This is a genomic window from Psychrobacter sp. 5A.1, assembly GCF_030407455.1.
Classification (GTDB): domain Bacteria; phylum Pseudomonadota; class Gammaproteobacteria; order Pseudomonadales; family Moraxellaceae; genus Psychrobacter.
This window is the reverse complement of record NZ_JASDDJ010000083.1, coordinates 1-11255: the sequence shown is the minus strand read 5'-3', so window position 1 is coordinate 11255 and position 11255 is coordinate 1. Positions and strand designations below refer to the sequence as shown.

Genomic DNA, 11255 nt, shown 5'->3' with positions numbered 1-11255 from the left:
GGGAATAGCTCAGTGGTAGAGCATAACCTTGCCAAGGTTGGGGTCGAGAGTTCGAATCTCTTTTCCCGCTCCAAATACTTAAAAAGCCTCACTTAACAGTGAGGCTTTTTTTCATGCGTAAGTAACTGTTTATAATGCAGTTTTATTAAATACTCTACTATATGGTAGCCAGTTTGGTAGCCATTCTTATAGCTACCTGTAGCTTTCAATGCTTTTATAGCACTCCGAAAAACTAGCCTTACTTCATTCTCTTAACACTAGTAACCCCATCAAACTTAGTTAAGCAGCTCATATAATAATCTTCTATCTCGTGATACTCAGTGAATAGCCGCTTGTAGGTTTTATAATGCATGCCTTTAGGTTTTCGATAAGGGTTTTCATGCCACTTCAAACGCTTTCTAATACTCTCCATACGGTTATCGGGTCGCTGGTAAGTATGTTGTAGCTGGCTATAGTAACTAAGCCCTAAGCAATGCCTACAAACGTAAAGCCCTGCACAATACAGCACGCCTACACGCTTGGCACACTTCGGGCACTGCCACCAGTAGCGAACGCCGCCATAATGGCAAGGTGTGGTAGTTATCTGTAATTTGTAGCTGTAGGGTTTGCCTCTGTAGTTATAAGAAAAATCAAAGTAACTTATAGTCCCTTGCTTACTTGCTTTTTTAATATGCTCTTTGTAGTCAGTTATTGATAATTTTTGATGACGGTCTAAACAGCTAGCTGTAGCATTTTTTGGCATAGGTTGTCTAAATCATTAATGAAGTTCGCCTAACTCTATCATGACCTATCTGTTTATGTCTTTATTTTGGTTTTGAATGTAAGGTTTAGTAAGGTTTGGGGTTCAGGTTTTATCAGGTTCTTGGCTGTGCAAAATGTTGGGTTTTGTTAGGTTTTGAATAACAAGTTTTGACAAGTCGGCGGCTGTATTAATCGGTTTTGAATGTACGGTTTTATACGGTTCTAACCTTGTGGTAATCATGGGGTGGTAGGTGCTGCCAGTAATGAAATGAATGTGAGGTTTTGTGAGGTTCTAACGTGTCCGAAAACTAGCCGTAATCTTGCCGTTGTTCTCATGCTCGTACTTGTTAAGAAACTACCCTTTGCATGAGATAGGCGCAAAACTGCTCACATCTAAAACCTTATGGAAACCTTAGTTTCTTTACACTATAAAAAGGGCTTGATCTGTCCATTGAGTACCACTCATTTAGTTTTAAACCTTAACATAACTTAACATGCTGGCATGTCGGCAAACTGTTTTGAATGTAAACAAATGACAACATGCTGCCCATGATTTGCAAGTGAGTATTGAACGCCTAACCTTAGGTTTCCCTTAGGTTTTTGCAGTCCATAAAAAAAAGCAGACGATAAACGCCTGCCAATATAGTTTTATACCTACAAAAAGTCGCTAAAGTTGCTAAAGTTCGCTCTATCCCTTTATTTATAAGGCGTTTGGCTTAGCTTGCCACCTGCTAAGGGTCGCTAAAGTTGCTATAGTTCTGCTAACGTTCGTCTGTATTGGCTAAGTTTAGCGATAGATTAGCAAGTCTAGCAATGCTTAGCAGTCATACAGCTAAAGTAAAGCCCTTAACTGGTAAGGGCTGTAGGTAAGTTTAGCAAGTTTAGCGGCTTTTACTGGTTGCTAATCATTAATAAGCTTAGGATTAACATACACTAAGCGGCGGCGGCCCTCACTTTCTAGCCTGATATGTCCCATGCTTTCTAGGTCATCAAGTAAGTAATTAAGCTTTTTACCTCTTAGCGCATTGGGTGCATGCTGTGTCACAAAAGACTTGTTTAATACCGCTGGGTTTTTACCTTTGGCCTTGTCTATTAGCCATACGCTTAGCTTTTCAAGGTCAGTTTGTTCACCTGTTGGCGTTGCATCTTGATAGCGCAAGCGTTCGGCCGTTGAGTAGCTAACCAACATAAAAGCCCGTTTAATGTCATCGGTGGTAATGGTCTTACGCTTATCAAAGAATGCTATCAATGTGGCTATGCGGCTGGCATTTTCTGCCATACGTGAGGCATACGCTTTTAAATACTCTAATGGCATGCTCTTAGCTTGCTGGTTCTCTATTGCCTGCATATGCTCATAGAATACTTGTTCTGTCTGTTTGTCCTGCCAGCACATTTTAAAGCGTTTAGGTGCTCCTTTCTCATCGGTGGGCGCGTTACTGTCCACGGGGTCTAGTAGGTCGTTGCATCTGCTCCAATAGGCTTGTAGGTCGCTATCCATAAATGGGCTTTGCTGCCTGCGCTCTATATCGTCCCATGTTCTATAACCTTGCAAGCTGTTAGGACATGCAATTAAGGCCCTTGCTAAAAAGCCTTGCTGGTTCATCATGTCATCAGTTAAGGCCGGTTCTAATATAATGCGTTGAGCCATTAACATTAATGTCATACGCACGTTATAGGCTTTAGTGCGTGGGTTGGCATAAGCGTTCTTTTGTGATCGTGTCCGGTTCACTTCACCGCCGCTGTAAAGGTCGGTAATGGCTGCTAGTGCGTTGCCGGCTGTGTCACCTTTCATTGTATGACCATTAAAGAATTGGGCCGCGTCATCAGTGGACCATGATGCATCTGTAATTTCACCATTAACAAACTTATCGAGTACCGGCTCAATAGTGGCATCTTTAAATAGCCGTTCGGGGTTGTGGGGTGCTGGCTCATTGGCTTGGTAGTCTTTGAGTTCTGCACCTTTTAAGCTGGCAAGCTGTGCTTTGTGCTCCTCATGCCTTGTTATATATTGCTCATACTGTTTCTGCTCATACTCTTTTATTTTATGGTGGCTTAAGTCCATAGCTTGCGTTTTGCCGCTGCCACTTTCCCCCTCAGTGATTAAGATCAGGCTTGCCGGCATATGCTTATAGCCAATAGGTGCATCAACGTGGGCCTGTCCCATGTGGGCTAATGCGCCTAAGATACATTGACCGGCCATTGCATCAGGCACTTGCTGATAATAAGCTATTTTCTTAATAACCTTTTGTAGCAGTCCGTCCCATGCTTCTATTGGGTAGCGTGTCGGTTTGCTGGGGTCGCTTGATAGCGGCTCAGGTGTGGGCCATGCTGTGCTTTTAAGGTCGATTATCTTTGTATCATCAAGGGCTAATATGGCTTGATAGCTTAACGGGCCATACTCTAAGTGCTCTAATACGGTGCGTTCACTGGTAATAACGGCCCTCACGTTTGAGCCTATCAGTGGTTTTATAAACTTGTCTTTAACGTCCGCTGTGGTCATCACGGTAACGGGTGCATCTTGTGAAAAATGCTTAACCATGTCATTAAATGACCATTCATCACGGCTGGCTAGTATTGTTACCGGTTCACCTAACATGAAATAAGACAGTTCTACGGCATCAGCTATATTATCAACGGCTATTAGTTCGTGGGTGCTATCCATCGTGCCAATGATAAAAGCGGCCGTTTCAAAAGGATCAGTCACTACATAGTCTTTGGGCTTGCCGTTTGGTGGCATGCATAACAAGTTTACCGGCTCATAGTCTTTGTTATGCAATACTAGGCCCACCATGCCAGTGGTTAGTAGCTCACCTTGATTTACTGACAAATTAGCCTTAATATCTAGTAGTCTGTTAGGTTCTAAAATATCGTGTAATTTCTTTAGCAGTTCGTCATCTTGTAGCGTTTGCGCCGTTGCTGGCTGATGTTCACCTAAAATGCTAACTAAGCCCGCCTTGCCGCGGGTTTTTTCTTGGCTGTCGGTTTGTGGTGTGGTCATCTGTCACCCTCCTTGCCGTCATCATCATATGATTGCTGTATCTTGTCCGCTGCCCGTTTTATTTGGTAGTAGCGTTGCATCTCTTTATCACGCCTTTTCTGTTCCCTGCCATGTATTGATTTAGCATAGGCAAGTTGAGCGTCCATGAATGTTTTAGGGTTATCGCTGCTCATAAGTTACCCCTTGCGCTTTTACTTGCTGGCAAGCTACTAATGATATTAGTAAGCCAATGCCTATAACCCATGCCATAAAGACGATAAACCTAAGTAATAAGCCGCGTCTTTGCGGTTGGCTGGTGCTGGGCTGCCCGTGGTCGGCTGTTAGATTGGTTCTGTTATCTTTGGTCATTTCTTACGTCCTCCACGTTAAAGGCTATTTCTGCTATGCGTGTGGATAGCTCTTTTAGTGACTCCACTTGTCGGCTGCCTGTAGGTAACGCACAGCGTAAAGCTAGTAACTCGTTTTCTACTTTTACTATCTCTATCAGGCTATTAATGGCGGTCACATTGGCGTGCAAGGTAATGATGAGCTGGTCGATAAAGTCATCAGGTATCATCAAATAACCCTGTTCTTTTAGCCCGTCCATGACTTGAGTTATAAAGTCGTTATCACTCATGGCTTGTTGCCTCCGCTTGGTACGGTAATGCGTGTTCACAAAACATCTCGCTAACAATACCTGCCAGCTCGCTATTGCTCAGTAGTGCTGCTTTGACTGCCACAAGTACGCCTTGGCTAACATCGTCTTTTGTATTGATAGCATCTAGCGCGGTGGCTAGATGGTCGGTATCGCGGTAAATGTCCTGTATGCGGTCATACATAAGACGTAAGTAAAGGCTATCCACAGTTACTAGGCGTTCGGCTGGGGTGTCGATTGATATGCTAGGGTGGTTATTCATTTGGTCACCTCATCGGCTGCATTAGTAACGGGTGTATCAATCCAATAGACGTTCCAGTGCTTGCCGTCTTTATCTACTCGCTTGCGCTGTATGGTTAAGCCTGTATTTTCTAGCTGATTAATGCGAGTGGGTAGCGTGGCTATTCTATAAAGTTCGATAGCTTGCCAGCGTGTGATTGATTGGCCTGTCAAAAGATGATCTTTAATGATTTGGTTTTGAGTGCGTTTTGGCTTATCCATGACTATATCCCCTCATTAGTAGCGTTTAGATAGTCCACAATGTCGCTACCTTTGAAGTAGTAAACGCCATTGATAGATAACGGCTTTGTGATCTTGTCCGTTTTAATCCATCGTCTAATAGTTTCAGGGTGCTTATGGAATACATCAGCTATTTGCTTAACCTGATAAAGCTCTTTTGGGTTCGCCAATAGGTAAGCTAGGTTTAGCTTGTTGAGGGGTGCTGTGGGGGTAGTGTTAGGCATTGCCTTAACTCCTATTCAGTTAATGAAAGTTGTTAAGGCTTATTGTGCGATGTGGGGTGTTGTTAAAAATTAAAGTTAATTAATTAAAGTTAAAGTTAAGGTTTTTTCAGCGGTTGCTTGTAAAGAATGTCCGTATGTTCTTGAATAGACTTACTGATTTTAGCTATGTTCGCTTTTAGCCCATTTGTATCTTCATCAGCTATCTGTAGGTCGTCAATTGCAAACTGATAAATGGCATTGCTGATTTGCGTGGCATTTGGTTTGTTGTCACCAATAGTATAAGCGCTAGATTTTCTAGCAAGCAATAAAGCTAATACTGCTATCAATTTACTATCTTGATTGCGACTATTTGTAATTTGATTTTCACTGATAAGCTGTTCATCTTTTTCGTGATCTTCGCTAGGGTTATATTCACCACTAGCCGCCCATTCTATTTGCCTAGTAATGTAATCTAAACTTATTGTGAGGGCCTTATCATCATGACCCTTTGCAGTATTGCTAGCCTGTTTGCTATTACTCTCTTCTAAGCTAAAATTCATCCATGTTAAGCCCGTTCTTACAAGTGGGTGTTTAAGTTTGGTCTTAACAGTGACATTATCACAGTCATATATAGTGTAGCTATATTTTGTAGCCTCTCTTATGTCTATATCAAAATCTTTTAAATAATCCAACTTATCTAAGTCTTCGAATGCTAGAAAAAAATAATCGTCTACTAACTTATAAGAATGTGAATAAGACTCATGGTCTATATCGTTTTCAAACTCATGGTAGGCATGATAGGTATCAATACTAATTTGACTAAAAAAATCCACGATGTTCTTATCTTTGCCTTTCTTTTTCTTACATTCGTAAGTTCTATAATGTTTATCTACATTATAAGAAGTAATATCTTGATCAAAGCCATTATAGAGTAACCATGAAACAACTGTTTCCACGGGTTCTTTCTGTGTGAATGCTAGATATAAAATAAAGTTTTTTATTGAAATATAATCTTGCTCAAAATCCTGTTTTGGTTTGTCCATTAATCCCATATCATCACACCTTTACACACCTTTATATAAAATAAGGTGCAAGGCGCTGGCTGCTTTAAGGTGTGTAAATCGCTGCCGTTCGGGTAATTAGTCCTAGCCTTGCATGTTCATTGTAGCGGTGTTATCCGCTAGATAGGGTTATGCTGTTAATCGTCTATCGCGTCTTACTAGGCTTTCATAATAGCCAGTGATCTTTAAAGTGATATTGTCATGCTTTTTAGATAGGCGTTGCATCTCTGTAACTGCCAACTCATAAGGGAATGAGTTCATTAATGTTTTGCCGTCATCTGTTTTAAAGTCGATAGGCTCACCATCTTGTAAAATAGAATAACAAGGTGAGTATTCAAAGCCGTCATATTCTGCACCATCAGGCGGTAGGTTATCCCAAAATGCGCGGTCATCTAATTGCTGGCGTGTTGGCTTGGTGTCTAGTGTAATCATGATCTACTTCTCCATTGGTGGGTTTTGTTGGTTAGGTTTTAGCCGTGGTTCTGTTTGGCTGCTTTCTTAAAATCTGCATGAATGACATTATCAAACTTGCCAGCCTTTATATCATCTAGGTAGTTTGCCCATGCTGTCATCATATTAGCTTTTTGATGTAGTAAATCCATACGGCTATAAGCAGTGCCATAAGCGTTAAGCATGCGGTGGCCTAGTGCCAGTTCGGTTATCAGTTCGTCATAACCTAGCCGCTCCATTAGCATAGTTTTTGCGCTACTTCTAAAACCGTGTGGGCTGTGAATATCTTTATAGCCTAGTCCGTTATTCATTAAGTCACTATTCAATACTTTGTTGACTTCTTGGGTATGGTGGTAAGGCTCTTTTTTGCGTCTAGGGTTATGAAATACATACTCGCTATCACCTGTTAAGGCTTGCATCTGCTTTAATATAGCAATGGCTTGCGGTGCTAGTGGTATAACGATACTGGCCACCATATCGCCTCTATTGCCAGACTTTTGCGGTTTAAACTCCCATTGTTTTTTAAGCCAGTTAATATCACTCCATTTCATAGTACAAGCATCACCAATGCGAACAAACGTAAGCGATAATAGCTGTAATATTCTTTTATTATAAAGCTGGCTTGCATCGTCTAGCTGGTCAATATCTCTTAGCAGTTCGGCAAACTCTTTAGGGTCTGTTAATGATGGGCGGTGTTGTGTTTTGGGGCTTTTAAGCGTTCCTTGTAGGTCGCTTGCTGGGTTGTACTCAATAATCATATGAGCCTTAGCTATTTGTAAAATGCTTTTAAGTATGATCTTAGCCCTTAACCCTTTGTTGAGATGCGTTTTTTGTATATCTTGAATAAATCTTATAACGATACTTGGCGTTATATCTGTTACTTTCATATGCCCTAGTTTTTGTTTGATGGGCTTAATTAGTAGCTGATTGTTATATATTGTTTTTGCGCTCAGGTTCTTACTATCCTGTAATGCTTGCCACTCATTAATGAAATGATTAAGTATGTTTTGACGATCGGTTATTTCTTGCCGTTTCTGTGTTTCTTTGTTCTCTAAAGGGTCTATATCTTTGGCTAGCAGTTGCATATTGTCGTTGTGATATTGACGGGCATCGGCAAGGCTTAACGCTGGGTATTGTCCTAGCGTCATATAAGGGCGTTTGCCAGTAATTGGGTGGGTATAGCGATGTCTAAAGTCGGCTGTAGCGTCTGGGCTATCTTTATGCGGTCTAACTCTTAGCTCTAAGCCCTTATAGCCAGCAATAGGATAAATAGTTGTCTTGCCAGCTTGAGTAGCTTCTCTTATGGCCTTTGGTATTTGTGAGTCTAGTTTTATCTCTTGCTTTGCCATTGCCTTAACCCTTTTTGATAGCCATTCTGGTAGCCACTTTGGTAGCCATTTGGAATGTTTTATATTATAGAATAATGTTGTACGTTGTAGTACATGATATATCTATAAATGCTCAATATCAATAGAATAAAGGCTTTAAAGGGTTATTTTGTTATTCCTTAAGTTATGAAGTTGTATGATGTAAATTGAAAAAAGCCTCTTAACAGTGAGGCTTTTTTTTGTCCAATTTTCAAGGCCTGTAGCGATTTTTCAACAAAACTATCTTGGTAATAATTAAGAAAAACTAACGAATTAAAAAGAGCATTTTTGGAACGGTGCCCACTTGGTGCCCAAACCGTGCCCTCCCCTAAAACTACGAATACGTATCTGACCACAACCTCGCTTTTTTTGGCTAAAAAACCATCATGACACCTAACCTAGTAAATTTGGCACTATGATGATTTTTGAACCCAACCTCAATTCAGCAAAAAACGTATTTTTTAGAGGCCTAAATTTTCCGAAATCCACTTCAGTTTTATAACATTCAAAATTAATTGTCGCTTAACCAGTGATGACTACAACCTAACATTAAAAAAAATTAGACCGAGTAAAATACTTATCGGCACTAAGCTTAACGATTTTCAAGACATTTCGAACAACCATCCTAGTAAGCATTCTAACTTTCTTCTGAAGCCCCTTCCTCACAAACTCCATCTTCTTCATAGAGGATAATATCTCCAGGTGTGCAATCTAGAAGCTTACAAAGCTCATTTAATGAATCAAAGTCTATTCTAGTGACTTCATTATTGTACATCCGATATAAAGTAGATCTTCCTAGTTTAGACATCCTGTCAGCATCCGCTACACGAATGCCTCTTTGTGCAAATAAAACAGGTAAATTGAGCTTAATCATACATAGAATCCTTAAAGTGATAATAAAGTGCTTGCAAGTGATAATATTTGCATATAATATGTACTCATTAGTGATAACTAATAACCCACTAATAGTAAATTTATTTCACATGGAGAACTATTATGTCACAGACCTATCTCACTACTCAAGAATTGGCTGAGCGTATTAAATACGACGCACGTACTATCCGTAACCAACTTAAGGACACTGTTTTGATTGAGAACATTCATTACATTCGTCCTTTTGGCGGTCGTAAGATTTTATATGTCTGGGAGCGCATCGAAGAAGATATGTGCAAACCTGTCATGAGCGCTATCAATGGCATGGCTTTACAGTAATTTTTATATAAACAAGGAGTTAAACCAATGGCCTCAATAAGATCGAGACGTGGCAAGCTATTTGTAGATTTTCGATATATGAATATGCGTTGCCGTGAGACAACAAATCTCACAGACAATCTAGCCAATCGAAAGAAGCTGGCTAAAATTATCGAAAAAATGGAAGCAGAAATAACCCTAGGCATCTTCGACTACGCTGCTTACTTTCCAAAAAGTGAACGGGCACAGGAGATGACAGCACTGGCTGATAGAGCAGAAGCTTGTATCAGTCGCAATCCGACCTTTAGGCAGTTTTCAGAGATTTTTTATGAGGAGAGGAAAATTGAATGGCGACCGAGCTATCGGCAAAAAATAAAGATTATTCTTGATAAGTACTTGTTGCCTGAGTTTGGTGGTAAAGCAGTACATGCCATAAAAAAATCAGACTTGCTGACCTTCCGTAGCTCCCTCGCCAAAGTTCGTTACGGTAAAGATGGTCAGTCAAGTCTGTCAGTAGCACGAATCAATCAGATTATGATACTACTTCGTATGATACTAGAAGAAGCGTCAGATCGCCATGAGTTTGAGATGCCTTATAAAAATATTAAGAATCTTAAACAAGCTCGTCCTGATGTAAACCCGTTTACATTGAGTGAGGTATGGCTGATTTTAAAACATGTCCGTGCTGATTATAGACCCTACTACACCATTCGCTTTTTTACCGGTATGCGTACCAGTGAGATTGATGGGCTTAAGTGGGACTGCATTAACTTTGATCGCCGTGAGATCAGTATTAAAGGGGCGTTAGTAAACGGTGAAATGGGACCAACGAAGACGTTAGGCTCACAACGTGATATTGCAATGTCGCAACTGGTGTACGACGCTTTGTTAGAGCAGAAGCAACGTACCTATGGTAAGTCAGAGTTCGTATTCTGCAACTCACAGGGCAATCCGATGGAGTATCGCAATGTGAACCGGCGGGTATGGAAACCCACACTTGCCCTACTCGGCCTGAAACACCGACGTGCTTATCAGACTCGGCACACAGCAGCTACACTTTGGCTGGCTGCTGGTGAGAATCCTGAGTGGATAGCTCGGCAGATGGGTCACAGTAGTACGGAGATGCTGTTTCGGGTGTATAGCCGCTATGTGCCTGATATCACCCGACAGGATGGCTCAGCAATGGATAACTTGCTATTAGCGAGCAAAGAGAAGCTGACCAGTGCATCAAATAGCTTTGAAACTGAAGAAACAGCTACGAGTGCACAAACAGACAAGGAGACGTCACAATGACAATTATCAATTATGAAGAGCTGTTTGCTAAGTTTAAACCTGATGGCGCAATCAGTGGAGATGCGAATGAGATTGCTAATGTACTGATGCGTGAGTTATATGTTTCATCGGGTCATAACCTCGCACGCTTCTTAGGAGTGAAGTCTTGCTTTAATAACGATATGGCATTGCGTGTATGGGTACAGAAGCGCTTGGATGCGAATCTTGACTATGTGATTGAGGATGTGCGTTGTCAGCTTCAGAGCGAGCTTTATGAGCTATTACCGCACTCCGACTATGTCGGCTACTAAGGAGAATGTGATGAGTGTAAAGCTTCAGCCAAATATGACGCAGAACGCACGAGATTTAAAAATCTGTGAGGATTACTGGTCATATGATAACGAAAGTGATTATATCGCTCATATCGAAACCGTCTGTGAGGAGTATAATATAAGCCCTCAAGTACTATTCGCAACAATCGGCGAGTGTTTTGCTTATTTAGATGATGTGCGATGCGAGTACTGTGGTTATGTGTGCCCTTTACAGATACCAGCAGACATTCCTTATATGCGGGCAAAAGACAGTTGGTGCTGTGAGGTATGCGAGCATGCCACGTGGCGTGAGCATAATAACAGTAGATAGGTTACTTGATATATTTGAAGCCAAACAACCTAAGCTGTTTGGCTTTTTCGTGCGCGGCATTTCTCTTAAACACTGTCCAATTTAATTATGCCACTACAGTGGTAACCCTCCCAAACTTAAGACACCTAATAAATAGAATTAAGCTGCCTGATTGAGTTTCTGTATCGGTGTAAAACC

16 protein-coding genes are annotated in these 11255 nt (G+C 41.1%); 4 read left to right on the top strand and 12 right to left on the bottom strand.

Features of this window, described 5'->3' with window-relative positions:
- Positions 1-238: 238 nt before the first annotated feature.
- The 12 genes from QL982_RS13360 to QL982_RS13305 form a co-directional block, all read right to left on the bottom strand.
- A complete protein-coding gene (locus QL982_RS13360; RefSeq protein WP_290165687.1) occupies positions 239-742 on the bottom strand; it encodes a hypothetical protein in 504 nt (167 codons plus the stop codon).
- A 900-nt stretch (positions 743-1642) separates the two neighbouring features.
- The gene (locus QL982_RS13355; RefSeq protein WP_290165685.1) at positions 1643-3739 is read right to left on the bottom strand and encodes a DUF3987 domain-containing protein; all 2097 of its coding nucleotides are present in this window, start codon (positions 3737-3739) and stop codon (positions 1643-1645) included.
- Positions 3736-3912, bottom strand: a complete 177-nt coding sequence (locus QL982_RS13350; protein ID WP_290165683.1) for a hypothetical protein — start codon at positions 3910-3912, stop codon at positions 3736-3738. Before QL982_RS13350 ends, QL982_RS13355 begins: the two co-directional genes overlap by 4 nt.
- Positions 3899-4087, bottom strand: coding sequence for a hypothetical protein (locus QL982_RS13345; RefSeq protein ID WP_290165681.1), 189 nt, complete (start codon positions 4085-4087; stop codon positions 3899-3901). Before QL982_RS13345 ends, QL982_RS13350 begins: the two co-directional genes overlap by 14 nt.
- Positions 4074-4355, bottom strand: a complete 282-nt coding sequence (locus QL982_RS13340; RefSeq protein ID WP_290165679.1) for a hypothetical protein — start codon at positions 4353-4355, stop codon at positions 4074-4076. The genes QL982_RS13345 and QL982_RS13340 overlap by 14 nt, the downstream gene beginning before the upstream one ends.
- Positions 4348-4635 carry a hypothetical protein gene (locus QL982_RS13335; RefSeq protein WP_290165676.1) on the bottom strand — a complete coding sequence of 96 codons (288 nt, stop codon included), beginning with the start codon at positions 4633-4635 and terminating at the stop codon, positions 4348-4350. The genes QL982_RS13340 and QL982_RS13335 overlap by 8 nt, the downstream gene beginning before the upstream one ends.
- Positions 4632-4874, bottom strand: coding sequence for a helix-turn-helix domain-containing protein (locus QL982_RS13330; protein WP_201560077.1), 243 nt, complete (start codon positions 4872-4874; stop codon positions 4632-4634). Before QL982_RS13330 ends, QL982_RS13335 begins: the two co-directional genes overlap by 4 nt.
- Positions 4875-4876: 2 nt before the next feature.
- Positions 4877-5116: a helix-turn-helix domain-containing protein gene (locus tag QL982_RS13325; RefSeq protein WP_290165672.1), complete on the bottom strand. Its 240-nt coding sequence runs from the start codon at positions 5114-5116 to the stop codon at positions 4877-4879.
- 95 nt (positions 5117-5211) lie between these two features.
- A complete protein-coding gene (locus QL982_RS13320; protein WP_290190388.1) occupies positions 5212-6147 on the bottom strand; it encodes a hypothetical protein in 936 nt (311 codons plus the stop codon).
- A gap of 138 nt (positions 6148-6285) precedes the next feature.
- On the bottom strand, positions 6286-6588 hold the full coding sequence (locus QL982_RS13315) for a hypothetical protein (protein WP_290165823.1): 303 nt from the start codon (positions 6586-6588) through the stop codon (positions 6286-6288).
- Between the two features lie 38 nt (positions 6589-6626).
- Positions 6627-7955, bottom strand: coding sequence for a tyrosine-type recombinase/integrase (locus QL982_RS13310; RefSeq protein WP_290165820.1), 1329 nt, complete (start codon positions 7953-7955; stop codon positions 6627-6629).
- A 655-nt stretch (positions 7956-8610) separates the two neighbouring features.
- Positions 8611-8847: a helix-turn-helix transcriptional regulator gene (locus QL982_RS13305; protein ID WP_201634354.1), complete on the bottom strand. Its 237-nt coding sequence runs from the start codon at positions 8845-8847 to the stop codon at positions 8611-8613.
- Positions 8848-8969: 122 nt separating this feature from the next.
- Between QL982_RS13305 and QL982_RS13300 the strand changes: the two genes are divergently transcribed.
- Genes QL982_RS13300 through QL982_RS13285 form a run of 4 tightly spaced genes read left to right on the top strand, consistent with a single transcriptional unit; the run spans position 8970 to position 11078 of the window.
- Entirely contained in the window at positions 8970-9185 is a 216-nt protein-coding gene (locus tag QL982_RS13300; RefSeq protein WP_045456309.1) for a hypothetical protein, read from the top strand.
- Positions 9186-9212: 27 nt separating this feature from the next.
- The gene (locus QL982_RS13295; RefSeq protein ID WP_290190387.1) at positions 9213-10457 is read left to right on the top strand and encodes a tyrosine-type recombinase/integrase; all 1245 of its coding nucleotides are present in this window, start codon (positions 9213-9215) and stop codon (positions 10455-10457) included.
- Positions 10454-10747, top strand: a complete 294-nt coding sequence (locus QL982_RS13290; RefSeq protein WP_290165810.1) for a hypothetical protein — start codon at positions 10454-10456, stop codon at positions 10745-10747. Before QL982_RS13295 ends, QL982_RS13290 begins: the two co-directional genes overlap by 4 nt.
- Before the next feature lie 10 nt (positions 10748-10757).
- Positions 10758-11078 (top strand): hypothetical protein, encoded by a 321-nt coding sequence (locus tag QL982_RS13285; protein ID WP_290190386.1) that lies wholly within the window; start codon positions 10758-10760, stop codon positions 11076-11078.
- The last annotated feature ends 177 nt before the right edge of the window (positions 11079-11255 follow it).